Here is a 26,428-nt window from a genome sequence, read left to right as displayed (position 1 = left end):
AAGGGATACGCCGTGCTCTGCCGGCATTGTCCTGTCGGATCAAAGGATCTGTCACAGCCAGACGATCCGCCCCAGAACTTGTGTGCCGCCTGCATTGCCTCGCCCGCCTGTCTGTCACAGGCAAGGACGAACGGCAGACATCATTTCCGTGAGAAGAGGTTGTCCCCTCACGGCGGTGGTCACCGTACAAATGCTATTATACCATGTTTGTAACCGTTTTGCAAGACTTTCCGGCAGGTTCTCCCTGAACTTTTGCATATCTGCACAATTTTTTGTGTGGAAAAGTGTTGCTTTTCTACGAATTTCAGAGGAAACCGAGCAAGATTCTTCTATCCAAATTGTAACTTTTTCAGAGATCCTGTCATATTTTCGCCTGACAAAACAAAAAAAGTCCGGCGGCTGCCGGACTGGGAAAACTATTTTTTGTAAAAAATGGTCTTATTGCAGATGAATGCTGTTGATCAGCGTGTCTGCAAATTCTGCCGCACTGTCCTCACGGTAACAGTAACGAACCAGCAGCCACTTGGACTGATCGCCGGTTTTGTTGATGAGCCACGTCACACTGGTGGTGGGATCTGCACCGGCTGTGTGATTGATGACCAGCTGATATGCCGCATAGCCCCACACGGTGCACTCCTTGGAGGTGACCAGTTCATTGCCGCCGGCACCTGTCCACATGGATTTGTACTGTTCCATTGCCGCATAGAATTCCGTATCGGAAACCGTCATGGACTTGGCTGCCACAATGGCATAGTCCCGATCGCGGTTCATGAACAGGTCATAGCCGTCATACTGGGAAGCCAGCGATTCCAGCCCGTAAAAATGGCTGGTGTCAGTGACCCGTTCCCACTTCTCAGGCAAATCGATCTGGTATCCAATGGTGTCGTTGGAATAGGACAGCGGCTCCGGTTCCGGTGCATCAGCCAACTGGTCGTTCTCTACCACATAGCCGGTTTCATTCAGATAGATGTGGTCTGCCAGCTGATCGCGGTAGTTCTGGAACTCGCCGGTCTTGTCCCGCATGGAAAAGACGTACATTTTGTCCTGTGCAGGACAGTTGACCGCCAGAATCGTCACATAGGTATCCTCTCCGGCAATTGTCCCCAGTGTTTCGCCCACAAACGCCTTACAGGGCATATTTTCCGCATGGGCAATTTCCGTTTCCCGAAAATATTGCAGCTGCGGCAGCGTGGTCGAAAAGTTAATCAGTTCGAACAGGTCGTCTTCCTGAAATTGGTTGAATTCTTCTTCCGGCTGGGCATCATACGCTGCGACAACAATGGCATCATCGCTTTCCGTGCCGTCAAAGGACAGTCTGCCGGAAACAGCAGAGTTGCCGGAGCCGGTTGTAAAGGTGTCCGGCACTTCTACCGCACACCCGATTCCGTCCATGGCATACGGTTTCAGCTGGAAATCCGCCTGCTCCACCGCCGGACGGCTCTCCGCATCAGCAGCTTCTGTGCTTTCTGATGCGGCACTGGTTTCCGCCTTTTGGGCAGCGTTTTTAGCAGGATACGACTTTCCGCAGCCGGTCACAGCCAGCAGTAATGCCGCCGCTGCTGCAATTCCCCCAAGGCAGGTTTTTCTCTGTATCATAGAAATGCATTCCTTTCCCGCGTCATCTGTTCATCAGATTCTTTCTTTTTATCACAAATGCGACAAAAATAGAATACCATATTTTCTCGAAAAAGTCAAGTTCCAAAGAACAGAATGTTGCATTTTGTCAAGGCGGCACTGACTGGCAACAAAAAACCGCACCATCACCAGAGAACTCCGGCAATGATGCGGCGGCTTGCATTTGACATTTTTTGCAAGATATGATATACTAATAACTTGAGGGCATACCAATAACGGTAGGCGGTTTGTTTCTGCTCCCACTGCTCATTTGAACAGATGGGAGGTGATCAGTATGATGGATCAATATGTCACCTTTGGTGATTTGCTGAAGATTTGCAGTGTTCTGCTGTCCTTAGCCAATTTGATCGTATACATTTACTATAATCATAAAAATAGTAATCAGAATCACCACGGCAAGAAAAAGAAATAACCGCCCCACTTCTCCCAAAACTGTGGCGGTTATTCTTTAACCTCTATGCAGTGGGAGCAGACCGTCTACTGGTATGCTCTCTCTTTATTTTTATTATACGCCAGAATGCCGCATTTGTCAAGGGTTTTTTTGCCGGAATACGCGGCAATTTTTATGCCGCATCAGGCAAAACAGTCACAATATGCACCAGAAATTTCATCAGCAGGGTGGCATCATCGGCATTGACCTCGCCGCTGGCATCACAGTCGGCATTCTGATACTGCTGCTTGTTCAGCATTACCACACCAGAAACCGCCTTGTTGGTCAGCACGGCATCGGATATATCCACCTTGCCGTCCAGATTGACATCACCATAGAGCACGCTGCCGGTATCCGGTGCGGTGGTCGTAGGTGCCGGAGCAATTGTAATTGTGATCGTACTGCCCTGCACCAACGGTGTGCCTTTTTGTCCGTTCACATTATCCAGCCACATGGCATCGGCACCACTGGCGGCACGTGCAGACAAGTTGACCACATAGACATCTCCTGCCTCTGCATCGTCCGGCAGCCGGAACCGAAGCGTTCCGATCTTTCCTGCCGGAATATTGCTGATCGATGCATTTACCAGCCAGACAAAACCGTCCGCCTCCGCACTGGAGTACGCACCATAGTCAGCACTGCTGTCCAGATACGTCAGACGGCTGTCCCAGCTGATGCCGAAGTTCAAAGCGGAACACTCCCGATCAATATAGATCGGAACGCTCACAATGTGATCCTGCTCGTATTCATCTGCGCCCACTTCCACTCTTCCCAGCGAAACCGTCAGATTCTTTTGCAGCGGCTCCGCTGTAGTGCTGGTCGCGGTAGTTGTAGTCGTTTCCGCAGTAGTCGCAGTGGTTTCCTCTGTGGTGGTAGTAGTCATCGTTGTCGTCGTTGTGGTTGTTGCAGAAGTTGTTGTAGTCGAAGTGGTCGTGGTGGTCATCGTTGTTTCTGTGGTGGTAGTTTCTTCTGTGGTCGTGGTAGTTTCCTCCGCACCGGTAATGGTGATCGAGCCACTCTCCCCCTGCATCTTGCTGGATTCTCCGGAAGTGCTGATCCAGTAGCTGCTTTTGAGTATGCGGAAATCCACCGAGAACGTATCCCCCGCCTTGGTATTCTCCGGCAGCTGGTAGGTGATCGTGCCGATCCAACCGGCTTCCTGCTCGGTATGCGACAGATACACACGCAGCAGATACGAAGTCGAATAGCCGCTGCTGGCAGAAGACGTGATGATCTTGTCCCCGAAATCGCACTTCACATTCGTCAGACTGGGATTATCAACGACGTTGAAGTTCATATCGCTAAAACTCTGGCTGACATAAAGGGGCATTTCCACCCGATAGTTGTTCGCCTGCAATTCCTCCAGCGACATTTCCAGATCCGCGAATTTCAGACACATGGTGTCCTCCAACTCGTTGGGTTCGGTGGTGGTCACGGTGACATTGTCGTCCACGGTAACAGAAAATGTGTAAGAAAGACCGTTGACTACAGCTGTCAGCGTTGCCGTGCCGTAGCCCACAGCAGTGGCAGTGTTACCGCTGACGGATACCACATCGGTGTCCGAACTGCTCCACGATACCGGTTCCTGTAGCGTAAAGCCTTTCCGGTTGCTGTACCGGATCTTCAGCTGCAAGGTCTGGGTATCGCCGTAGGACATGACACTCTGCACAGAATCGTCCATTACAGTCACATCACTTGCGGGAACCTCCAGCTTCTGGATACACTCCCCATAGGTGAAGCTGAGGCTGTCCGAGCCCTTGCCGGAACTGAATTCCGCACAGGTGGTATTGGCATAGGTTGCCGTAGAGGTGTAGAACGCACCGATACCGATATAGCGGCTGCCAGGAGAGATCATGCTTCTATAGTGACCGGCGGCACTGCTGCTGTCGATCAGATAGGACTCCTTCTCGCCGTACCACTGCTCGATACCATGCAGCATATTCTTCTCACGGTTCCATGCAAGACACTCTCCGTGAGAAGACGTCCCCGCCGGTGCCTGAATGGCAAAGCAGCTTTCTCCGTTGGTACGCACATGATCTTCTGTCTGGGAAGCCTCTGCGGCACGGATCCGTGCGATATACTCCAGTCCGTCCGACCACTGGATCGGCTCATAGTCGCTCATAGTCAGGCTGCCGCTGCCGTCAGGGTTGGGATAACCGTTCTGGCAGGCTTCCAGCCGGTAGCTGTTGATTAAGTCCAGTGCCTCGCTGATCTGGTCAATATACGTGCCCTGAATGCCGATCAGCAGGTTGCCGGAACTCCCCTGCGATACGTCCGTTTCCAATACCGGCAGTTCTTCCGCCGAAGCAAAGCTGCCCAGCGACAGCCCTGTACAAAACAGCACCGCGGAGAGCAGCACCACCATAACTCGTGACGGCAGGCTCCTGCTGGTGTTTGCGGTATGCGATCGTGTTTTCATCTTCACCAAACTCCTTTCGAACATATGGCATATCCTTCTATGTCTATTATACCACAAGTCAAATAATGAAATGTGAATTTTTCACGACCTTTGCAGAAAATCCCGATTTTTGGAGGAATCCACAAAGAAAAAAGCCGCCAAAGGCGACTTTCTTGCAAAATGTATAAATGCTGGAAAATAATTTTCCATTTTCGGTTAGGGAAACACTGAATAAAGCTTGTGCGTAAGATGCGTAGTCAGATTTTTCGGCAGATTGCATAGAAATTCCGCAGGCATACTGCCGTATGGCAAGGGATTTCTGGGCAATATGACGGAAAATCTGCAAGCAGATTGCGTACAAAGCCGTCAGGCGGGCTTTATTCAGTGTTTCCTTAGAATGACACAACGTGGAGTTCTTCCGGCAGCGTGTCCTCCGATGCTCCGCAGCAGGACACCACATGCCCGCTGTCCAGCCGGAACTGCCGGAACTGCCAGCCCTGGGGGTGGCGAGTGACATCTTCCCCGTCCAACGCAAACACCGCCGTGTGCAGCGGGTAGGAGATGCCCACGCCCAGAGCCTTGACAAACGCTTCTTTCAGCGTCCAGAACCGGAAAAAAGTTTCGTCCGGCGGGGGGCTTTCCATGACAGCGAGCACCTCCTCCGGTGCAAAGGAACGCCGCAGCACCCCCTCCCGCAGAGAGCGAATGCTTTCGCAGTCTACCCCCAGCGGAAACGCCGAGATGCCACAGACTGCCAGCCCGCGGCAGTGGCTAAGGTTGAAACAGATCTCCTGCCGCTGTGGAAAAAAGGGCTTGCCGCGGGAGTCGCAGGCAATTTCCGGCAGGGGCAGCCCGTAAACCTCCTGCACCGCATACGCCAGCAGCCGGTAAGCGGTTTCGTGTTCCAGAGCCTTTTTGCCGGCGGGAACGGGGGCGGCGAATAGGTGCATGGGGATTCTCCTTTCGTGAGGTGGGGTGTAAAACGTTGACAAATAGATGCGTGGGCTGCCAGCCCGACTGAAAAGTACCCCTCAATTGATAAAATAGTCCAGCACAGACCGCAGCGTTTCGCCGGTGCTGTCCCGCGAGATCACATTCTGCACCATGACCGGATCGTCCGTGATGATGCTGTCCACGTGGAGATTGCACAGGCTCCGCACCTCGGACATACTGTTCACCGTCCATGCGAATATCTGCTTGCCCTGCTGATGGGCGGCGTTGACTACCTGACTGGTGACGAACACCTTGTTCAGACTGAACGCGTCCGCATACTTCAGGGAGTAGAACTGTCCGTATGCCACGCTCATGAGATAGCCGGTACGAATCTCCGGATTGGCTTCCTTGACCTTTTTCAGCGAGCCGTAGGAAAACGATGTCACATAGCAGGCATCGGTGTACTGATACCGGGTGATCAACTCCGCCACGTCCTGCTCCAGCGTATCGGAACCGTGCTTGGTGGGCTTGATCTCGATGTTCAGCTTCGCCCGCTTGTCCACGAATTGCAGCGTTTCTTCCAGCGTGGGGATTCTGGCGTTGGCATACGCCGGATCGAACCAGCTGCCTGCGTCCAGATTCTGAATGTCCGCATAGTCCACGTCCCAGATGTCCTTGTTCACACCGGTGGTGCGTTTCAGATTGGAATCGTGCATCACCACCAGCACGCCGTCCCTGGTCTGCTGCACGTCCAGTTCAATGAAATCCACCCCCACCGAAATGGCATCGGAAAAGGCGTAGAGGGTGTTCTCCGGTGCATCGGCAGAAAGTCCCCGATGTGCCATAACGGTGGGATTCTGGAACAGTGCCAGACGGAAATTCGCCTTGCCGGTGAAAACGCTGTACACATACGAAAGGTTCAGTCCCAGAGCCGCCACCGTAAAGCAGCATGCCGTCAGAACTGCCGTGCTCCGGCGAAACGGCTTGGCACTCCGGCTCAACGGAACCGGTTCCGGAAGCACCACCTCCGGCATCTGCACACAGCGTTTCTCCAGCAGAGCCGTCAGGTGTGCCATGCAGATCGGCGTGGCAAAAAACGAGAAACTCCACAGCACGATCTGAATCAGCAGTTTCAGAATCCGCATTGCCTGCGACATGATAAGATCATTGCTGCCGGTAGCACGAATCACCATCAGCACGACCACTGTAATCAAACACAGGAACACCAGCAAAGCGGCGAAATAGCAGCAGTTCCACACCAGCACGGAGAAGAACGTCTGCCAGAAACGCCCCCGCACCAGCTGTACGCTGGTGGCTCTGGCACTGCGGTAGCTGCACTGGTTCTGGGTGAACAGCACGCTGGAAAACACCCAGCGAACGGAAAGCAGACAGCACAGAATGATCGCTGCCACATAAATCGGCAGCAGGAATTCCTTTTTCGTCATATAGTAGGCGAGAAAATCCGGAATGCCCATTGCGGTAAAAATACCGGAAGTCGCCGAAAACTGCATCAGCGGAATCAGCACCAGCAGATGTAGCACCAGAAACGGTCCGCCGCCCCGAAAGAAGTGCAGCACCGACTGCAAACCGGAACGCACCATTCGTCCCAGCGTGGTGCGGACTTTCTGAAAGCGGGACTGCCGGAAACAGGTACAGACTGCCGCAATTTCAAACAGGGTATACAACGCCGCCAGCAGCAACAGCACTGCCAACAGCAGAATCGTCCACGGGGAACGGAGGAACTGCAACAGGTTGGAGGTGGTGAGATATTTCAGCTTCGCCAGATGGATCGCCAGCTGGATCAGGCCGGCACATGCCGGTGCAATCACCAGCAGCGTCACCAGTTTCCAGAGAATTTCAAACAATATCAGCGGTTTCCAGTGTGCTGTCAGCCGCCGCATGCCAACCCAGAATTGTACCACAGAAGTCCCTCCTTTTCCGAACAGCACCGCCGGACTTGATACCATGCCGCCGCAAATGTTCTCCTGTTCAGTTTAGCATATTTTTTACCAGAAGTCAATGCAACCGCAAAAATGAACACGCCCAGCCCCATTTTTTCCACTCATAAATTGCATAATAAAGAGGCAGATCTACAGCAACACCCCACGAAGCCGCCTGATTGTTTTATGCAGAGTTCCCTTTACAGAACCAAAAAAGCGGCACAGAAATTCTGTACCGCTTTTCTTGTTCTAAATTTCAAAAAGCCTACTGTAGCAATCCCTGATTCAGGAGCATCTGCATCAGCAGCAAAACGTCACAGTTGTCCAGATACCCGTCACCGTTGATGTCAGCACTTTGAGATGCGGCATTTCCTGTGGGGATCTGCCCCAGCAGCATGTGATTCAGCATTACCAGATCAGACAGATCTGTCTGATTGTCGACGTTGACATCGCCGGCAGCTTCGCTGTCGCCGGATACCACACGAACGCTACAGGTATGCACTTGCCCGTCATACAGCACAGACACCTCTGCCGTTCCCACACGGTTGCAGGTGAGCATGATTTCCGCGGAGGTGTTTCCAGGAGCAAGCTTGACAATATCTGTATCCGAACTCATCCAGACACAGTCGTCCCCGTTGCCCTCTGCCGGATAAAATTGCAGGCGGCTGGTTTGTCCGGCACGTACCCGCAGTGTTGTCCGGTTCAGGTGGTCAGTCTTGATTGCAGCGGTATATCCTGTGGTAGTCGCTGCTGTAGTTTCTGTAGAAGTCACAGTGGTTTCTGTCACCGTTTCCGTGGTAGATTCTGTGGTTTCCGTAGTCGTTTCTGTTGTAGTTTCGGCAGAAGTCGTTTCCGTAACAGTGGTGATTTCTGTTTCCGAAATCGTCGTTTCTTCCGTCGCGGCGGTCGTTGTCACAGTGGTTTCCGTTTCGGTGGTCTGTTCCGCCGAAGTGGTCGTTTCCACCGGTGTTGTGGTTGCGGCTTCCGTGATGCGGATCGAGCCGGAAACCAGTGCCGGAGAAGAACGGGAACCGTCGGCGATCTCTACCGTGGCTACTGCACCGGTAGGCGAGAGCGATGCCGCAGACAGGTCGATCACATCGCCTGCCTTGACGCTTTCGTCCAGCTTGATCTTCAGCACGCCCAGCGTGGTGCCGCTGTAGACATACCCGCTGCCGGGGTCTACGCTGTGGAATTCCAGCCAGCCGGAGCTTACCACTTCACCGGACCGCTGGCTAAAGTCGTCCATTACACCGATCTGATCGATGTTCACACTTTGCAGTTCCTTCGCCTGTGCAATGGTTTCGTCATAGAAAACGCCCATAGACAGATAGGACACACCGGTATTCCGTTTCAGGACAATGGGCACATCTACCACATAGCTCTTGAGCCACAAATGATAGGTATCAATTTCCACATCGCTGATCTTTACGGTTGCCGCCGCAGTCAGCTCGTTTGCCGACACCAAACTGATGGTGCCCTTTTGCATGTTCAGGTCACCAAAGGTGCCCTTGGTGCTGACGATGATCATGCTGTCGCCGTCGGGGCTCAGTTCCTGCGGATTCAGCATGATCTTGTCGCCCAGCGATATATCCGACCGCACACGGAACGTCAGCGTACACAGTGCCGTTCCTGTAAAAGCATCATAGGGGCCGCGATAGAGAAACTGCATCCAGATGCCGTTGTTGTCATCGGAATAGGATTCGATCATGCCCAGATTCTTGGTATCATCACAGGTGCAGCTGACAATGCTCAAATCGTTGGTGTCCCAGCTGACACCGAACGCCAGCATGGTAAAGCAGCTGTTTGACGTGATCGTAATTGGCACGGAGATCAGATGATCGCTCTGATCCAGATCTTCCATGGAAATGGAAATGTCCGGAATCGTCACCTTACCGAATGCAAAAGAATTCGCCGCCTGGGTGGAAGTGGCAAAAATTCTGCCGTTGTTGATGGTCAGCGTACCCGCAGTGCCGGAGTGGTTGGCAACCGATGCCTCTGTATCTCCATCACTGCTACAGCCGGTAATGTCATAGATCGACCCCGGCTTCGTATTGTCCGGTACTGTGAACCGCAGCGTACAGATGTCGCTGCCGGTATAGGTGCTGTCGGCAATGACATGGATCCACCCGACACCGTTTTGGTTGTCAATGGTGGGGATCAGAGAAAGCCCTTCCGGTATATTGCCGGACGGCGGTTCTGCTGTCACCTTGCTGGCATCCCAGCGGAAGCCAAACACCATGTCGCTAAAGCCATTGTTCGCTTCTGCGGTCACCGGCACTTCTACCATATAGTCGTTCTCATCCAGATCCCGCATAGAAGGTCTGACTTCTCCGATCTGCAGTTTTACTTCCGGCACAACGCTGTCCACAATGGTGATCGTACCGGAAACAATATTCAGGTCATGTGATTTCATCGTCTTGTCTTTGTACAGAGCCTTGTTGTCGGCATAGTCCGCATAAGCCCCTTCCAGCACAAATGTATCCCCCACCTTGACATCCGGATTGATCTCTGCTGTCAGGGAACTGATATTGGTTTCCTTGCAGTCGTTCTCAATGAACATCATCCAGATCTGCCTTTTGTCATTGGCAATGGTGAGAATCGGCAGCTTCATGTTGCCGGTAGAACGTGCACCCTGCACGGACATGCGTGTCACATCCCATTTTACACCAAATTGCAGAACGGTAAAGCCGGGGTTATTGGGCATGGTGACCGGCACAGTGACCATATAGTGGTTTTTGATCAGCTGATCCAGCTCGATCGAAATGTTCCCTATAATAATATCGCCGGAATTGTCGGCGAACTGCTGTGCATCTGCCCCGTCCGTTACCTCCGGTGTATTCCCGCCTGCCTCTGCCAGTGCAGAAACAACTTCGGCTCCGCCCGCAAGCACCAATGTTGTGCATACCAGAAATACTGCCATTAAAATCGCCATCATTTTTTTCCAAATGCGTTTCATCGTGTATCCTTCCTCTCATTGCCAAATCGGAAAACGCACAGAACCTTCTATCGAATATTATAGCACTATTATACATTTTTGTCAACGGATTTCGGGCTTATTTGTATGAATGTACAACTGCCGAATTCGTTTTTTGTGTATTTGGTGCTTTTTGGTGGATTCCCTCCTTTATTGTTAGTTTACCATATCCTGCATGATCTGTCAATTGACGGAATGGATAAAAGAACCTCGCTGATTCGTGTATTTCTTATGCGGATTTGTGGGATACAATATTGACATTTTCCAGTGCAACGCACAAAAAAACCGCACCGCTTTCTGCTTGTACGCAGACCTGCGGTGCAGTTTTTTCGAATTGTTTAGGGCAATACCGCACAAAGATTGTGCGACAGATGCGTCGTCAAATTTTTCGTCAGATGAAACAAAAAGCGGAGTGAATACTTGATGTATTCACGAGCATTTTTGTGAAATGTGAGAGTCTGTTTCGTATCTGACGTATGCAGATTGCGTCGTCAGATTTTTTGAGAGATGAAGGGAAAAACGGAGAAAATCCTTTGTGGATTTTCGAGTATTTTCCCGAAATATCTCGGAAAATATGCACGCAAGATGCGTGCGGGAAGATACGAAACAGGCTCTGAAGGGAAATTTGCAAGCAGATGGCGTGCAAAGTTGCCAGACGCTCTTTGTGCGGTATTGCCTTAAAGGACAGCTCACTGGTGCAGATAGGACTTTACCAGAGCCTGTAACAGTTCGTCCCGATCGATATGACGGATCAGGCTTCTTGCATTGTTGTATGTGGTTATGTAGGTGGGATCCTCGGAGAGAATGTAGCCTACAATCTGATTCACCGGATTATATCCCTTTTTCGTGAGTGCATCATATACAAGCATCAGCGTTTTCTTCATTTCGATCTCTTTTTCGTCATTGACGGAAAACGTCATTGTTTTATCATACATGAAAATTCTACCTCCTTCGGAACTTGGATACTCTTTTATTATACCCGAATTTTCGTAAATGTACAAGGGATTCCCACTTTTTTTGCCGTTTTGCATTTGAATGCACCTTGTTTTTTGTGCAACATGACGAATCAACAGCCGATTTCCCAAAGGATTCCCTATGTAGCCGGAGGAAAAATCCTCCGGTACGCGTGTTCAGCACTCTGTGCCGCAGCGTTTGACAAAGGAATCACAGTTGGTGCATTCCGGTACAGTGGGGTTGGATTCGTGAGTGCCCACACAGATGCAGTCCAGACCGCAGTAGTTTTCGCTGACCATGTTGTGCTTGCACTGGGTCACGGAACAGTGAATGTTGCTGTTTTTCTTTTTGATCTCCATAATGATCGCTCCAGTTCTGAAAGAAGTTACCGCCGCAGGTTCCGGCGAACGGTACACTTTCAGTATGCCCGAAGCGGGCGGAGTTATGCAGGAAAATTTTGGGCAACACCGTACAAAGCTTGTGCGTAAGGTGCGTTATCAGATTTTTCGGCAGATTGCCTAGAAATTCCGCAGGCATACTGCCGTATGGCAAGGGATTTCTGGGCAATATGACGGAAAATCTGCACGCAGATTGCGTGCAAAGCCGCCAGACGCTTTTTGTGCGGTGTTGCCTTATTTCCCGTTTTCCTTTTTCCACTCCAGATATTCCTCATAAGTGCCCTGCCGGTCGATGCAGCCTTCCGGCGTGATCTCGATAATGCGGTTTGCCACAGTTTCCAGAATCTCGTGGTCGTGAGAGGACAGAATGACTACGCCCTTGAAGTTCACCAGACCGTTATTGACAGCGGTGATGCTCTCCAGATCGAGGTGGTTGGTAGGTCTGTCCAGAAGCAGTACGTTGGAGTGGAACAGCATCATGCGGGCAAACATGCAGCGAACCTTTTCGCCGCCGGACAGCACCTTGACCGGCTTATAAATATCATCGCCGGAGAACAGCATTCTGCCCAGGAAGCCCCGCAGGAACGTTTCGGTTTCGTCCGATGTGGAATACTGGCGGATCCAGTCCAGAATGGAATCATCGTTGTCGTTGAAGTATGCGGAGTTATCCACCGGAAAATAGGAAGTGGAAGTAGACACGCCCCATTTGAACGTACCCTCGTCCGGCTGTTCTTCCTCCATGAGAATCTTGAACAGCATGGTGATCGCCTGTTCGCTCTCGCCGATAAACGCCACCTTGTCGGTGCGTCCCAGCGTAAAGCTGACGTTGTTCAACAGCTTCACGCCGTCCACAGTCTTGGAGATGCCGTTGACCTGCAACACTTCCTTGCCCAGTTCCCGATCCATATCGAAGCCGATAAAAGGATAGCGGCGGCTGGACGCAGGGAGTTCTTCCACAGTCAGGTTGTCCAGCAGCTTCCGGCGGGAAGTCGCCTGTTTGGACTTGGACTTATTGGCGGAGAAGCGGGCAATAAAGGTTTTCAGTTCGGCGATTTTATCTTCAACCTTTTTGTTCTGCTGTTTGATGAGCCGCTGCATCATCTGGCTGGATTCGTACCAGAATTCGTAGTTGCCCACATACATTTTGATTTTGGTATAGTCAATATCCACGATATGGGTGCAGACGTCATTGAGGAAGTGGCGGTCATGGGAAACCACGATAACGGTACCGAAGTACTCGGACAAAAAGTCCTCCAGCCACGCGATGGCATCAATATCCAGATGGTTGGTCGGCTCGTCCATGAGGATAATATCCGGATTGCCGAACAGAGCCTGTGCCAGCAGGACTTTCACCTTTTCATTACCGGAGAGGTCTGCCATTTGCTGATAGAGCAGTTCTTCCGGCAGACCCAGCCCCTGAATCAGCTTGGAAGCGTTGGATTCCGCCTCCCAGCCGTCCAGTTCGGCGAATTCCGCTTCCAGTTCGGAAGCCAGAATACCGTCCTCCTCGGTGAAATCCTCCTTGGCATAGAGGGCATCTTTCTGCTGCATGATGTCGTACAGCCGCTGGTTGCCCATAATAATGGTATCCAGAACGGTATAGGCATCATAGGCAAAGTGATCCTGTTTGAGGACACTCATGCGAAGATTTTTCGGAATGGTCACTTCACCGGTAGTGGGTTTCAGCTGACCGCAGAGAATTTTCAGAAATGTGGATTTTCCGGCACCGTTTGCACCGATAACACCGTAGCAGTTGCCGGGGTTGAATTGCAGGTCTACATTTTTGAACAGCGTATCGCCGCCGAATTGCAGACTAACGTTAGAAACAGTAATCATAATTATCATATCCTTTCGCGGCGAGTCGCCGCTGACCTTACGCCCGCGGCGGGTCGCCGCTGACCCTACGCCCCAATTTCAACTGTGAAAAGGGTAGTGTTACGGCGGACAAGCCGCCTGTATGCCCCGCCGGGGAATTTTTGTTGGTGGAAAAAGCCTCCCCTGAAAGGGGAGGGGGACCGCCGTTAGGCGGTGGAGGGGTTCCTACGTAACTCTCAACATCAAACAAAAGATTTTACATCAGTGGGAGATTCTCTGTGTAATCTTCGGGTGATACTTAAATCTTACAGTACAAGTGAAACGCGAACTCTTTTCTTTTTTTGCTTCTTTTTTTCTTTTCAGTAAAGAAAAAAAGAAGCGTAACTCCTTGTGAAATCGCCTGTTTGCTGTAGCGGCAAATCCCTCCACCGCCTAACGGCAGTCCCCCTCCCTTTTCAAGGGAGGCTTATACACAAGCTTGCAAACGCCGTACAAAATAAGGTTGACCGCTTACATAAGAAAAATGCTTGAATATCAACATTACCGATACAGGCAAGGGCAACCACCGGCGTTGGCAAGCCCCAGGCGGACAGCGAGGGCAACGAGCGAATTCCGCCGGACGGTTTCGACACGGCTGCACTAGAAAGTACACTTTACGGGTGAACCCCTCCACCAGCTTCGCTGGTCCCCCTCCCCTTTCAGGGGAGGCTTATTTCAGGCTCCCATGAAAGGGCACCCGTAGGGCGTGCCTTGTGCTGAGCTGGCAGCCGCAGGCTGACTGAGAGGTTTCTTCTGCGAAACCTGAAACATGAGTAAAAGATTTCACCAAAACCCCGCCCGTATAATAAAAAAATCGCCCTGCCTGCGGAGAATCCCCCACGAACAGGGCGAAATATTTTCGTTTTGTCTTGCGACAGTGCTGTTACATTGCCGTCCGGTTTTCCAGTGCCTTGAACAGTGTCACCTCGTCGGCGTATTCCAGCGAACCGCCTACCGGCAGCCCAAATGCCAACCGTGTGACCTTGACCTTCAGCGGCTCCAGCAGCTGTGCCAGATACATCGCCGTGGCATCGCCCTCTACAGTGGGATTGGTCGCCATGATGACTTCCCGCACCTTGCCGTCCTGCAAACGTGCCAGCAATTCCCGAATCCGCAGCTTGTCCGGCGTAATGCCGTCGATCGGTGAGATCAGCCCGTGCAGCACATGATACACGCCGGTGTATTCCCCCGTGCGTTCCAGTGCCGTCACATCTTTCGGGCTCTCTACCACGCAGATCAGGCTGTGATCCCGTTCTTCGTCTGCACAGACAGAACAAAGTTCCATTTCCGTGAGATTCTGACAGCAGGGACAATAGTGAATGTCCCGCTTCGCCGACAGCAGAGCGTTGGCAAAGCGTTCTACGTCCTCCTCCGGTCTGGAAATGATCGAATACGCCAGACGCTGTGCCGATTTCAGCCCGATGCCCGGCAGTTTTGCAAATTCCTCCGCCAGAAGTTCCAGCGGGAGTGCGTGATAACCAGCCATTCTGTTCCCTTAGAACAAGCCCGGGAGAGAAACACCGCCGGTGATCTTGCTCATTTCAGATTCTGTGGTTGCCTCTACCTGATTCACTGCCTCGTTCACTGCACTGATGATCAGATCCTGCAACATCTCGATGTCCTCCGGATCTACCACTTCCGGCTTGATCTCCAGAGCCTTTACGGTCTTTTTGCCGGTAACAGTAACGCTGACTGCACCGCCGCCTGCGGTTGCAGTAAAGTCACGGCTCTCGATGTCTTCCTGCAGTTCGGAGATCTCGTCCTGCATCTTCTGTGCCTGACGGATCATTGCGTTCATATTCTGGGCACCGCCCTGATTCTGTTTCGGTAATCTTGCTCTCATGAGAAAATCTTTCCTTTCAGTATAAACTCATATCTTTTCGCATTGGTAAAAATGCGGGTTTCACTTCATCACTTACGCCAGCCTGTCAGGCAGGCTTCTATCATTCTTCCACTGCCGTATCCAGATGACTGTCCATTGCCTTTTGCAGCAGATTCTGTGCCTTGGAGGTCTGTTCCTCCGGCTCGCTGCACTTGGCACGGATATTGTACTCTGCCCCGAGGAACTGCTTGACGGTTTCCCGCAGGGACAGTGCGTTTTCCTTATTCTTCAGCAGGGTGAGGAAAAACCGGTTCTTTGCCACGATCAGCAGGTTGTTTCCGGCAACGTATGCCGAAGACTCCGCCAGACTGCCGGACACCGCCGGATTCACTGCCTGATATGCCGCCAGAATATCCGCCCAGTTGTTGACCGGCTGGATCTCTGCCGCCGTCAGGGGCTTCTGTTCCGGTTCCGCCGCAGCAGGCTCGGCTGCCGGTGCAGACTGTGTGGTCTGTGGTGCCGCAGCAGGCTGCGGGGCAGGCTGTGCCGGCTGAGGAGCCGCCGTCACTGCGGACGAAACTGGTACAGCGACTTTGGGTACTGCCAGCTGCAACAACAGCATTTCCAGTTCCACACGCTTGTTCTGATTTCGCTGCATGCGTTCCCGACAGTCTTGCAGCTGGGCGATCTGCCACAGGATCGTATCCAGCGAGGGCTTCTGTGCCAGCTGTTCCAGCCGCGGCAGCTCGTCCGGCAGACAGGTCAGCAGATCCGGCTGTCCCGTGCCGGCTTTCAGCAGCATCATATTCCGCAGCTGTTCCAGCAGTTCGTCACAAAGCCGCACCATGTCCTTGGACTGATCGTAGAGGGCACCGGTGTATTCCAGTGCCTTTGCCGCGTCCTGTGCCTGCACTGCTTCCAGAATGGCGAACACACTGTCCCGACCGGCAACACCGGCTGCCGCCGTAACAGATGCCGCGGTGATTGCTTCGCCGCCGGACGCACACTGATCCAGCAGGGACAACGCATCACGCATACCGCCGTCAGACAGGTGAGCGATCAGCTGTGCCGCCTCCGGCTCCAGCGAAAGCTGCTCCTCGCCGGCGATATATTCCAGCCGTGCCGCAATGTCCGCAGTGCGGATCCGGTGGAAGTCGTACCGCTGGCAGCGTGAAATAATGGTCGCCGGCACCTTGTGGACTTCCGTGGTCGCCAGAATAAACTTGACGTATTCCGGCGGTTCTTCCATGACTTTCAGCAATGCTCCCCACGCACTGGGAGAGAGCATGTGCACTTCATCGATGATATACACTTTATACCGGCAGCGTTCCGGCAGATAGACGGTGCCTTCCCGCAGGTCGCGAATGTCCTCGACGCTGTTGTTGGAAGCCGCGTCGATCTCCACGATGTCAGAAAGGGCTCCCCGTTCTGCTTCGCGGCAGATGTCGCATTCCAGACAGGGATTCCCCTCCGGCGTGCGGTGTTCACAGTTGACCGTTTTCGCCAGAATGCGGGCACAGGTGGTTTTTCCCGTGCCGCGGGAACCGGTAAACAGGTAGGCGTGGGCTGTCTTTTCCTCACGGATCTGATTCCGGAGAGCCGTTGTGATATGCGGCTGCGAGATCACATCGTCAAACGACCGCGGCCGCCATTTCCGATACAATGCCTGATACAACCCTTACACCTCCCAGCAAAAAAGATTCCGGAACATAGGTGTGCAGGTTTGCTGCGGCACACAAACACATCCGCTTAATGCTGCTCGGTCCCCCGCCTGACATGGTTCACGGTGCTTTGTTGCACAGGACCCGCACACCTATATTCCGGAATCCGTCCTGATGTCAACGCATCAGATATTTGTATTATAGCATACTCTTACAGAAATTGCAAGTGTTTTTCGAAAAAAACCACAGAAATTCCTTTCGGCCGTCAGCCAGAGAAAGCATACGTGAATATATATGGCACTTTACGCACAAGCTTTGTGCGGTGTTGCCATATCTCAGGAGCTTTCCAGACTTTTCCGCTTATCGTTCTTCCAGCGGTACATATTCCTGCGGCTCTGCCACAGAGAGATATGCCGGACGGATAATTTTCCGGCAGTTGATGAGTTCTTCCAGCCGGTGTGCCGACCAGCCGGCAATGCGGGCAATGGCGAAGATCGGCGTGAACAAATCCATAGGCAGTCCCAGCATGCGGTATACAAAACCGCTGTAGAAGTCCACATTGGCACAAACGCCCTTATAGATCTTCCGGTTCTGGGTGATAACTTCCTTGGCAAGGCGTTCCACGGTGGCGTACAGCTGGTACTCAGCGTGGCAGCCCTTTTCATCGGAAAGCTGTTCCACAAAGGATTTCAGGATCACGGCTCTGGGGTCGGATACGGAGTACACCGCATGACCCATGCCATAGATCAGACCGCTGTGGTCGAAGCCCTCGCCGCGGAGCAGCCCCTTGAGATATTCCCGCAGAGCGTCCTCGTCCTCCCAGTCGGGGCAGTGCTGTTTCAGGTCTTCGAACATCTCCATAACCTTGATGTTCGCCCCGCCGTGCTTCGGTCCTTTCAGAGAGCCCAGTGCCGCAGCAACGGTGGAATAGGTGTCCGTTCCGGAGGAGGAAACCACGTGCACAGTGAATGCGGAGTTGTTGCCGCCGCCGTGTTCCGCATGGAGCACCAGACACAGATCCAGCAGTTTTGCTTCCAGACGGGTATATTTGCCGTCCGGACGCATCATATACAAAATGTTTTCCGCAATGGAAAGCTTCGGGTCGGGCTTCTGGATAAACATGCTTCTGTCGTTGCGGAAGTACATAGAAGCCTGATAGCCGAACACCGCCAGCGACGGGAACTGGGACACCAGCTGGATACACTGCCGCATCACGTTGGGCAGGCTGGTATCATCGGGCTTGGGGTCATAGGCATGAAGTGCCAGCACGCACTTTGCCATTGTATTCATGATATTGTCACTGGGCATCTTCATAATAACGCCGCTGTTAAAGTGGTTGGGCAGTTCCTGATAATCTGTCAGCAGCCCCTTGAACTGTGCCAGCTGGTCGGCTTTCGGCAGATGTCCCATGAGCAGCAGATAGACGATCTCCTCGAAGCCAAAGCGGTCGTGGGTAATAAAGCCCTGCACCAGCTGTTCAATGGGGATCCCGCGGTACAGCAGCTGTCCGGCTGCGGGCACTTCTCGGCCGTCTACGATCTGGGTAGCGGACACCTTGCTGATCGTGGTCAGACCGGCACGTACCCCTTTACCGTCCAGATCGCGAAGGCCACGCTTGACTTCGTACTTTTTATAAAGTTCCTGTTCGATCTCGTAGTGGGGTTCTGCATCTGTGGTCAGCTGGTCTACCAGCTGCATGTCGTGCTTATATTGTGCGATCATTTGCTGGATCTTTGTAGAATGCAACAGTTTTTCTTTTTTCATCTTATTCAGTCCTCTCTTGTCGGAACAGCGGTTTCGTCTGTTCGGGCTCCATATCGTTCAAATTCTGCTGTTGGAAAGCAGTGCATAAAGCTCGTGTAGAGAATGCAACACCCTATGAACATTCTGCATAATACTATGATTGAAAAGTTGATTTCTTTTTATTATACAGGATTTTTGCAGAATTGTCAAGGCAATACCGCACAAAGATTGTGCGACAGATGCGTCGTCAAATTTTCCGTCAGATGAAACAAAAAGCGGAGTGAATACTTAATGTATTCACGAGCATTTTTGTGAAATATGACGGGAAATTTGCAAGCAGATGGCGTGCAAAGTCGCCAGACGCTCTTTGTGCGGTGTTGCCTCAAGTTCGTTGGTGACGTTAAAATATAACAAGGCGGCACTTCGTGCGATGCATTTGCCGTATAGTACAGGTGGAATGCGAATTCTTTTCTTTTCGCGGCGGGTCAGCCCGTCGCCCAGCGGAAATGGCGACGGCAGACTTGCTCAAGGATAGCAAGCCGCCGCTGACCTTACGCCCCAATTTCAACTGTAAAAAGGGTAGTGTTACGGCGGCGCAGCCGCCTGTTTGCCCCGCCGGGGGATTTTTGCGACGTGTAATCTTCGTGTGATATTTGACCTTGTAACACAAGGGAAACGCGAACTCTTTTCTTTTTTTGCTTCTTTTTTTCTTTTCAGTAAAGAAAAAAAGAAGCGTAACTCTTTGTGAAATCGGTTGGCTGCTGTAGCAGGTAACCCCCCAGTCACCTGCGGGGACAGCTCCCCCAAAGGGGAGCCTAGAAATACAAACTTGCAAACGCCGTATGAAATAAAGTTACCCGCCTGCACCAGAAAACACCTGAATATCACATTACCGATACAGGCAAGGGCAACCACCGGCGTTGGCAAGCCCCAGGCGGACAGCGAGGGCAACGAGCGAATTCCGCCGGACGGTTTCGATATGACTGCACTAGAAGTTGCACTTCGTGGGCGAATCCTTCCACCGCCTAGCGGCGATCCCCCTCGTACTGAGCGGTCCCCTCTGCCCTGCGGGCATCTCCCCACCCCGTGGGGAGTCACCGGACTTGTCCCAGCTGTTCAGCGGATTTCTCAGGCATCTCCCCACCCCGTGGGGAGTCACCCTTTTCAAGGGAGGCTTATATACTGCTTGCAAACGCCGTAAAAATAAAAGTCACCCGCCTGCACCAGAAAGCACCTGAATATCACATTACCGATACCGGCAAGGGCAACAATCGGCGTTGGCAAGCCCCAGGCGGACAGCGAGGGCAACGAGCGAATTCCGCCGGACGGTTTCGACATGACTGCACTAGAAGTTGCACAAAAATGTTTTTTCTACAATAGCCTTCCTTGAAAAGGGAGGTGGCTGCCCGTAAGGGCAGACGGAGGGGTTTCTTCCGTGAAACCTGAAACAGAAGTAAAAGATTTCAGCAGAACACCTACCTATTTCAAGGAAGTCTACAGTGTACTTACAATCACCCCAAAAATGAACAAACCGCATCGAGAAATCAAGGTTGATTTCGGTTTGTACACAAAATCATGTGGTTTCTCCGTGGCAGGCATCACTTTGTGTCACGAAATTTTCCGGTTTTTTTCAGTGCTTCAGCCAGAAACGCTCCTTCGTGTCGCTTTTGTAAATTTTTAAGCAAAGTCCGCGGGCGGCTTGCAAATCCAAACACTATATGATAAAATAGATAAATCGGAACGATGTATGTGCGATTCCTTGGCAATACCGCACAAAGCGAAACGCAGCACAACATCAAAACTCCCCGAAATTTTTCGGAATATCCGCAGGAAATCCCTGCGAAACCATACGAAACCATTCATCAAGAAAACAGTTTCAGAATTTGAAAGAGGAAGAAGAAGCATGAATGACTGTGGCATCAGTAAACTGGATCTGAAACGGCGAAACCGCATGCAGATCCTGAAAGTTGTTCGGGAACAGGGGCCAATCTCCCGCGTGGACATTTCGGCAATTCTGGGCATCACCCGTGCGGCTGTCACCATTATCACCAACGAAATGATCGACCAGCACATTCTACAGGAAGTGGGCGAAGAGCCGGTCAACCCCAATGCCGAAGTGCGAAAGGGCAGACGGAAGATCCTGCTGGACATCAACGAAACCTACAAGTTCGCGATCGGCATCTATGTGGACGAAAAAGAAATTTCCATTGGTCTGACCACCCTGAACGCGGCGGCGTTGGACAAGAAGTCGATCACGCACAAAGCCGACATGACACCGGAAGCACTGGCGGAACTGCTGGGGACCACACTGGAAAAAATGCTCCAGAACAGCTGTCTGACTTACGAGAACCTGCTGGGCATCGGCGTGGGCATCATGCCCTCCGCTTTTGAAATGATGGGCGGCAGTACAACGGACACCGGCTGTCCGGCATTTCCGGTGCTGCAAAAGGCACTGGAGGACAGCACCCGACTGCCGGTATACATCAACAGTGCCGTCACCGAATTCGCCATGGCAGGCGTGCACTACGGCGACCTGCATGCCAAGGCGGAAAATCAGGTCTTTCTGTACTGGGACAGCGGCAGTTACCGTGCCATTCCCGTCAGCGGCAACGCTCCCATTCTGCCTGCCGGCTCCGATGATGCCTTTGTGGAACACATCTGTGTAAACCCTGCCGGTGCTCGGCTGGAGGGCTACCCCAAGGGCAGTGTGCGGGCAGAACTGTCCGCGGCAGCAGTGGCGGAAAAGATCCGTCCGGTCTTTTCCGAAGAACAGACTCCGACACTGTACGCTGCACTGGAGGGTGACCTTTCCCGTCTGACACCGGCTTCCCTGCTGGCTGCGGCAGAAACGGACACCGCCTTGCAGCCTGTTGCAGACGAAACCATCAAGCAGTTCTGCGTCATGCTCCATATATTATATTGCCTGTATTTTGCAGAGCATATCAACCTGTACGGTTTCGGCTTTACACCGGAGCATCTGGAACAGATCCGCAAAGCTGCGGCAGAATTCGCTGGCAAGGATTTCGCACAGGCGATCATTCTCTGCCCCATCGGGGAACGGTATCACTTCCTAAGCGGCTGCACCTATCTGATCCAGACAGGATTCTATCAGCGTGGCGGGCTGTGCTCGTAAGCGGGTGGCGAAGAAGACCTGCTTACAAAATCTTTGTAATTTTAGATTCACGTGAAAATCCCTCAGTCACCCTACGGCTGCCAGCTCCCTTTTCAAGGGAGCCTGATTTAAGAAGTTACAATATGCGATTCACCTGCACATATTAAGGAAACACTGAATAAAGCACCTCTCCATTTCCGGAGAGGTGTTTTTTTATTCTGAAAGCTGTCTGATTTTCCCGTGGCGTTCTCGAAAAATTAACTTGTGTTTTTTTACGGAGAACACTTGCACACCAGTGGGAGATGTGCTATAATAATACTTGCGGTATGCGGCGGAAAATCCCTGCATCACGCACGATCATATGATGTATCAAAAATGGAGAGCCGATTCCCAAAACGACTTCTCCAAATTTATGCAAAAGGAGCAGAGTTCGCAGGGGTGCGGACCGGGTGAGAAATCATGAGAGTAGCAGAGATGAATCGAGAAGCATTGGAAGCATTTGCCGCTGACTGTAAAAAGCAGTACGAGGCATTTCAGGCACAGGGGCTGAAACTGGATATGTCCCGCGGCAAGCCCTCGCCGAAACAGCTGGATCTGACCAACGGCATTACCGACTGCCTGTCTGAGGACGACTATAAGGCAGAAAATGGTCTGGACTGCCGCAACTACGGCTGTCTGGACGGTCTGCCGGAAGCAAAGGCATTCTTCGCTCCCATGCTGGGTGTAAAGCCGGAAGATGTCATCGTCTGCGGCAACTCCAGCCTGAACATCATGTACTGGGCAATGTCCCTCGCCATGACCAACGGCGTAATGGGCAGCAAGCCGTGGGGCAAGTATGACAAGGTAAAGGTGCTCTGTCCGGTGCCGGGCTATGACCGCCACTTCGCTGTCAGCGAATTTCTGGGCATGGAACTGGTGAACGTCCCCATGAAGGAAGACGGTCCGGATATGGACATCGTCGAAAAGCTGGTAGCAGAAGACGATACCATTAAGGCGATCTGGTGCGTACCCATGTACTCCAATCCGGGCGGCGTGGTATACAGCGATGCAGTGGTAAAGCGTTTTGCAGCCCTGAAGCCGAAGGCAAAGGACTTCCGTATCTTCTGGGACAACGCGTACTGCGTACACCATCTGGTAGACAACCCGCCGGTACAGGCAAACCTGCTGGAAGAAGCCAAGAAGGCAGGCAATGAGGACATCTGCTATATGTTCGCTTCCACCTCCAAGATCACACACCCCGGCTCCGGCATTGCAGTCATCGCGGCAAGCCAGAACAATCTGGCATACCTGAAAAAGGCTCTGGGCTTCTCCACGATCGGCTACGATAAGATGAACCAGCTGCGGCACCTGCGGTTCTTCGGCGGCAAGTTCGAGAATCTGGTAGAGCACATGAAGAAGCACAAGGCTCTGATCGCTCCGAAGTTCCAGATCGTCGAAAGCACACTGGAACAGGAACTGGCAGATCTGGACATTGCCAACTGGTCCAACCCGCAGGGCGGCTACTTCATTTCCTTCAACCAGAAAGGCTGTGCAAAACGCATCGTTTCCCTGTGCAAGGAAGCCGGCGTGGTTCTGACCGGTGCCGGTGCATCTTTCCCCCACGGTGTGGATCCGGAAGATGAAAATATCCGCATCTCCCCCACATTCCCCACAGAGGAAGAACTCCAGAAAGCAATGGACGTTTTCGTTTGTGCTGCAAAGCTGGCTGCCGCAGAACAGGCTCTGGCAAAGTAAGCACTTCGCTCAGCATATAAAACTAAGGAATCACTGAATAAAGCCCGCCTGACGGCTTTGCACGCAATCTGCGTGCAGATTTTCCGTCATATTGCCCAGAAATCCCTTGCCATAAGACAGTATGCCTGCGGAATTTCTGTGCAATCTGCCGAAAAATCTGACTACGCATCTTACGCACAAGCTTTATTCAGTGTTTCCCTAAAAAATTTCCGGACGGACAGGGACAATCTCCTGTCCGTCTTTTTTGACAATTACCACAAAAGTCCATTGCCGGTTTTGTGCAGTATTTTTGCCCTGTCCGGAAAAGCCCGTAAAAAAATACGATTTCGGGGAAAAATATACGATTTTCCCGAAAACAGATTGACATTTCGATTACAAATATGGTACAATGGGATTACATGTAGATGGGTACGGGCACAGGCAGACACTCCGGTGTACCGGAAAGTCGCATGGAATACAATACATTCTATTTTTATGCAGGAGGTACTCCATGAAATTTTCTGACGGACTCTGGCTCAACCAGAGAGGATTTGACGTTTCCTATGCGGTACAGGCATACGATGTCACAACCACCAAAAACAGCATCAAGATCTTTGCCACTTCCAGTGCGATCTGGAACCGTGCAATGACACTGGGCGGTGTTGCGTTCGAGATCACATACACCGCAGTTGCACCGGACATGATCCGTGTGCACATCTGCCACCACAAGGGCGGCCTGCAAAACAAGCCGCAGTTTGAACTGAACCTGCCGGAGGGCTATGTGCCGGACGACATTCACGAAGAAGACGGCTTTGTTTCCATGACTGCCGGTCACACGACTTTGAAGATCAAGAAGGGCACAGACGGCTGGGACGTTTCGTTCTCCCGTAACGGCAAGCGGCTCACCGGCGGCGGCTGGCGTTCCACTTCCTATATTCAGGAAAACAAGTTCCACCGCGATGCACGTCTGGCTGTCCAGACCGACGACGACTTCTTCAACTACCCGCAGGACGCACACAACACTTTCATGCGGGAACAGCTGACACTGGACGTTGGCGAATGCGTTTACGGCTTCGGCGAAAAGTTCACCACATTCGTGAAGAACGGACAGAACGTGGAAAACTGGAACTCTGACGGCGGCACCTGCTCCGAGCAGAGCTACAAGTGCATTCCGTTCTACATCACCTCCAACAAGTACGGCGTGCTGGTCAACACAGCGGACAAGGTTTCCTTTGAAGTGGCTTCGGATACTATTAACAAGGTTTCCTTTACCGTACCGGGCGAGGAACTGGACTACTTCTTCATCGGCGGCGAAAACTTACAGGAAGTTCTGGTGAACTACACCAATCTGACCGGCAAGCCGGCTCTGCCGCCGGCAAAGACCTTCGGTCTGTGGCTGTCCACCTCCTTCACCACCACCTATGATGAAGAAACCGTTACTTCGTTCATCGACGGCATGGCAGAACGGGATATTCCGCTGCAAATGTTCCACTTCGACTGCTTCTGGATGAAGGAATACGAATGGACCAACTTCGAGTGGGATCTGGATCAGTTCCCGGATCCGCCGGCAATGCTGAAGCGTCTGACAAGCCGCGGTCTTGGTCTGTGCTGCTGGATCAACCCGTATATCTCCCAGAAGTCCAAGCTGTTTGACATCGGCATGGAAAAGGGCTACTTCATCAAGAATCCGGACGGCAGCGTCTTCCAGACCGACCTGTGGCAGCCGGGCATGGCGATCGTAGACTTCACCAATCCGGAAGCTGCCAAGTGGTTCGCTGCCGGCGTGCGGAAGCTGTGCGAAATGGGTGTCACCGCGATCAAGACGGACTTCGGCGAGAGAATCCCCACCAAGGCAGTTTACTACAACGGTGCAGATCCGATCCACATGCACAACTACTACACCTATCTGTACAACAAGACCGTTTTCGAGGTACTGGAAGAATACTACGGCAAGGGACAGGCATGCCTGTTTGCCAGAAGTGCCACCGTCGGCGGTCAGAAGTTCCCTGTACACTGGGGCGGTGACTGCTCCGCAGAGTACACCTCTATGGCAGAAACCCTCCGCGGCGGTCTGTCCCTGTGCTCCTCCGGCTTCGGCTTCTTCAGCCACGACATCGGCGGCTTTGAAGCAACAGCTTCTCCGGACGTGTACAAGCGTTGGTGTGCATTCGGCCTGATGTCCACCCACAGCCGTCTGCACGGCTCCACCTCTTACCGTGTGCCGTGGAACTTCGACGAGGAGTCCTGCGACGTGCTGCGGTTCTTCACCAAGCTGAAAGGCAAGCTGATGCCGTATCTGTTCGCACAGGCAGTCAAGACCCACACCACCGGTATCCCGATGATGCGTCCGATGGTCATGGACTACACCGACGATATTGCCTGCCGCTATCTGGATCAGCAGTACATGCTGGGTGACAGCCTGCTGTGTGCTCCGGTATTCCGCGAGGACGGCGTGGCAAACTTCTACCTGCCGGAGGGCAAGTGGTATGACATCATCACCGGAAAGACCTATGAGGGCGGCAAGTATCACGCTGTGACCTGCACCTTTATGGAAATGCCAGTCCTGGCAAAGCCGAACTCGATCGTCACCTTCGGTGCATTCGAGAACCAGTTCGAATACGACTATCTGGAAGGTGCAGATGCGATGATCTGCAATCTGGAAGACGGCAAGACCGCAGAAGCTTCCATTTACGATACCAAGGCAAATCTGGTGCTGACCATTCAGGCGACCCGCAAGGGCAATGTCATCTCCGTGGAAACCAGCAGCACCGACAAGACCTTTACCGTTTCTGTGGCCGGCACCGACAAGAAGATCACCCTGCAGGGCGGCAAGGGCGAGATCGTACTGTAAAAATCAG

18 protein-coding genes and 1 other RNA gene are annotated in these 26,428 nt (G+C 52.4%); 5 read left to right on the top strand and 14 right to left on the bottom strand.

Features of this window, described 5'->3' with window-relative positions; all coding sequences use genetic code 11:
• Positions 1 to 438: 438 nt before the first annotated feature.
• On the bottom strand, positions 439 to 1,596 hold the full coding sequence (locus DXB92_RS08315) for a hypothetical protein (protein WP_117733505.1): 1,158 nt from the start codon (positions 1,594 to 1,596) through the stop codon (positions 439 to 441).
• A gap of 313 nt (positions 1,597 to 1,909) precedes the next feature.
• On the opposite strand from DXB92_RS08315, the gene DXB92_RS13680 reads away from it, so the two are divergent.
• Positions 1,910 to 2,047 (top strand): hypothetical protein, encoded by a 138-nt coding sequence (locus DXB92_RS13680; protein WP_181976986.1) that lies wholly within the window; start codon positions 1,910 to 1,912, stop codon positions 2,045 to 2,047.
• A gap of 151 nt (positions 2,048 to 2,198) precedes the next feature.
• On the opposite strand, the gene DXB92_RS08310 is transcribed toward DXB92_RS13680, so the two are convergent.
• The 13 genes from DXB92_RS08310 to DXB92_RS08255 form a co-directional block, all read right to left on the bottom strand.
• Complete coding sequence (locus tag DXB92_RS08310; RefSeq protein ID WP_181976985.1) at positions 2,199 to 4,484, bottom strand: CAP domain-containing protein; 2,286 nt, start codon at positions 4,482 to 4,484, stop codon at positions 2,199 to 2,201.
• A gap of 58 nt (positions 4,485 to 4,542) precedes the next feature.
• Positions 4,543 to 4,869: a hypothetical protein gene (locus DXB92_RS13675; protein ID WP_187118439.1), complete on the bottom strand. Its 327-nt coding sequence runs from the start codon at positions 4,867 to 4,869 to the stop codon at positions 4,543 to 4,545.
• Positions 4,856 to 5,413, bottom strand: coding sequence for a 4'-phosphopantetheinyl transferase superfamily protein (locus tag DXB92_RS08305; RefSeq protein ID WP_117733503.1), 558 nt, complete (start codon positions 5,411 to 5,413; stop codon positions 4,856 to 4,858). The genes DXB92_RS13675 and DXB92_RS08305 overlap by 14 nt, the downstream gene beginning before the upstream one ends.
• 81 nt (positions 5,414 to 5,494) lie before the next feature.
• Entirely contained in the window at positions 5,495 to 7,363 is a 1,869-nt protein-coding gene (locus DXB92_RS08300) for a glycerophosphodiester phosphodiesterase (RefSeq protein WP_117733502.1), read from the bottom strand.
• A gap of 238 nt (positions 7,364 to 7,601) precedes the next feature.
• A complete protein-coding gene (locus DXB92_RS08295; RefSeq protein WP_117733501.1) occupies positions 7,602 to 10,295 on the bottom strand; it encodes a dockerin type I domain-containing protein in 2,694 nt (897 codons plus the stop codon).
• Positions 10,296 to 11,002: 707 nt separating this feature from the next.
• Positions 11,003 to 11,248: an IreB family regulatory phosphoprotein gene (locus DXB92_RS08290; RefSeq protein WP_040648162.1), complete on the bottom strand. Its 246-nt coding sequence runs from the start codon at positions 11,246 to 11,248 to the stop codon at positions 11,003 to 11,005.
• A 195-nt stretch (positions 11,249 to 11,443) separates the two neighbouring features.
• The gene (locus DXB92_RS08285) at positions 11,444 to 11,626 is read right to left on the bottom strand and encodes a DUF1540 domain-containing protein (protein WP_040648163.1); all 183 of its coding nucleotides are present in this window, start codon (positions 11,624 to 11,626) and stop codon (positions 11,444 to 11,446) included.
• Between the two features lie 273 nt (positions 11,627 to 11,899).
• Positions 11,900 to 13,501 (bottom strand): ATP-binding cassette domain-containing protein, encoded by a 1,602-nt coding sequence (locus tag DXB92_RS08280; protein WP_117733500.1) that lies wholly within the window; start codon positions 13,499 to 13,501, stop codon positions 11,900 to 11,902.
• A 901-nt stretch (positions 13,502 to 14,402) separates the two neighbouring features.
• Complete coding sequence (gene recR, locus DXB92_RS08275) at positions 14,403 to 15,005, bottom strand: recombination mediator RecR (RefSeq protein ID WP_021682542.1); 603 nt, start codon at positions 15,003 to 15,005, stop codon at positions 14,403 to 14,405.
• 9 nt (positions 15,006 to 15,014) lie between these two features.
• Positions 15,015 to 15,362, bottom strand: coding sequence for a YbaB/EbfC family nucleoid-associated protein (locus DXB92_RS08270; protein WP_021682541.1), 348 nt, complete (start codon positions 15,360 to 15,362; stop codon positions 15,015 to 15,017).
• A 100-nt stretch (positions 15,363 to 15,462) separates the two neighbouring features.
• Entirely contained in the window at positions 15,463 to 17,016 is a 1,554-nt protein-coding gene (dnaX, locus tag DXB92_RS08265; RefSeq protein WP_117733499.1) for a DNA polymerase III subunit gamma/tau, read from the bottom strand.
• A gap of 37 nt (positions 17,017 to 17,053) precedes the next feature.
• Positions 17,054 to 17,152, bottom strand: an RNA gene (ffs, locus tag DXB92_RS08260) — signal recognition particle sRNA small type.
• 210 nt (positions 17,153 to 17,362) lie between these two features.
• Positions 17,363 to 18,700, bottom strand: coding sequence for a citrate/2-methylcitrate synthase (locus DXB92_RS08255; protein WP_242986628.1), 1,338 nt, complete (start codon positions 18,698 to 18,700; stop codon positions 17,363 to 17,365).
• A gap of 1,480 nt (positions 18,701 to 20,180) precedes the next feature.
• On the opposite strand from DXB92_RS08255, the gene DXB92_RS13365 reads away from it, so the two are divergent.
• The 4 genes from DXB92_RS13365 to yicI all read left to right on the top strand — a co-directional run bounded on the left by DXB92_RS13365 (position 20,181) and on the right by yicI (position 26,421).
• On the top strand, positions 20,181 to 20,426 hold the full coding sequence (locus tag DXB92_RS13365) for a hypothetical protein (RefSeq protein WP_147330038.1): 246 nt from the start codon (positions 20,181 to 20,183) through the stop codon (positions 20,424 to 20,426).
• 222 nt (positions 20,427 to 20,648) lie between these two features.
• On the top strand, positions 20,649 to 21,878 hold the full coding sequence (locus tag DXB92_RS08250; RefSeq protein WP_181976982.1) for a winged helix-turn-helix transcriptional regulator: 1,230 nt from the start codon (positions 20,649 to 20,651) through the stop codon (positions 21,876 to 21,878).
• Positions 21,879 to 22,316: 438 nt separating this feature from the next.
• Positions 22,317 to 23,591 carry an aminotransferase gene (locus DXB92_RS08245; protein WP_117733497.1) on the top strand — a complete coding sequence of 425 codons (1,275 nt, stop codon included), beginning with the start codon at positions 22,317 to 22,319 and terminating at the stop codon, positions 23,589 to 23,591.
• Between the two features lie 490 nt (positions 23,592 to 24,081).
• A complete protein-coding gene (gene yicI, locus DXB92_RS08240; RefSeq protein ID WP_117733496.1) occupies positions 24,082 to 26,421 on the top strand; it encodes an alpha-xylosidase in 2,340 nt (779 codons plus the stop codon).
• The last annotated feature ends 7 nt before the right edge of the window (positions 26,422 to 26,428 follow it).

The sequence above is a fragment of the Ruminococcus sp. OM06-36AC genome (assembly GCF_003438725.1).
GTDB classification, from domain to species: Bacteria; Bacillota; Clostridia; order Oscillospirales; family Ruminococcaceae; genus Ruminococcus_C; species Ruminococcus_C callidus.
The sequence above is the reverse complement of the archived record's forward strand: the minus strand, read 5'-3'. Positions and strand labels throughout refer to the sequence as shown.

Excerpts from the sequence above, each read along its gene's own strand:
- DXB92_RS08315 (WP_117733505.1), bottom strand. The coding sequence starts at position 1,596 with ATGATACAGAGAAAAACCTGCCTTGGGGGAATTGCAGCAGCGGCGGCA.
- DXB92_RS13680 (WP_181976986.1), top strand. The coding sequence starts at position 1,910 with ATGATGGATCAATATGTCACCTTTGGTGATTTGCTGAAGATTTGCAGT.
- DXB92_RS08310 (WP_181976985.1), bottom strand. The coding sequence starts at position 4,484 with ATGAAAACACGATCGCATACCGCAAACACCAGCAGGAGCCTGCCGTCA.
- DXB92_RS08305 (WP_117733503.1), bottom strand. The coding sequence starts at position 5,413 with ATGCACCTATTCGCCGCCCCCGTTCCCGCCGGCAAAAAGGCTCTGGAA.
- DXB92_RS08300 (WP_117733502.1), bottom strand. The coding sequence starts at position 7,363 with ATGGTATCAAGTCCGGCGGTGCTGTTCGGAAAAGGAGGGACTTCTGTG.
- DXB92_RS08295 (WP_117733501.1), bottom strand. The coding sequence starts at position 10,295 with ATGAAACGCATTTGGAAAAAAATGATGGCGATTTTAATGGCAGTATTT.
- DXB92_RS08290 (WP_040648162.1), bottom strand. The coding sequence starts at position 11,248 with ATGTATGATAAAACAATGACGTTTTCCGTCAATGACGAAAAAGAGATC.
- DXB92_RS08285 (WP_040648163.1), bottom strand. The coding sequence starts at position 11,626 with ATGGAGATCAAAAAGAAAAACAGCAACATTCACTGTTCCGTGACCCAG.
- DXB92_RS08280 (WP_117733500.1), bottom strand. The coding sequence starts at position 13,501 with ATGATTACTGTTTCTAACGTTAGTCTGCAATTCGGCGGCGATACGCTG.
- recR (WP_021682542.1), bottom strand. The coding sequence starts at position 15,005 with ATGGCTGGTTATCACGCACTCCCGCTGGAACTTCTGGCGGAGGAATTT.
- DXB92_RS08270 (WP_021682541.1), bottom strand. The coding sequence starts at position 15,362 with ATGAGAGCAAGATTACCGAAACAGAATCAGGGCGGTGCCCAGAATATG.
- DXB92_RS08255 (WP_242986628.1), bottom strand. The coding sequence starts at position 18,700 with ATGCAGCTGGTAGACCAGCTGACCACAGATGCAGAACCCCACTACGAG.
- DXB92_RS08250 (WP_181976982.1), top strand. The coding sequence starts at position 20,649 with ATGAATGACTGTGGCATCAGTAAACTGGATCTGAAACGGCGAAACCGC.
- DXB92_RS08245 (WP_117733497.1), top strand. The coding sequence starts at position 22,317 with ATGAGAGTAGCAGAGATGAATCGAGAAGCATTGGAAGCATTTGCCGCT.
- yicI (WP_117733496.1), top strand. The coding sequence starts at position 24,082 with ATGAAATTTTCTGACGGACTCTGGCTCAACCAGAGAGGATTTGACGTT.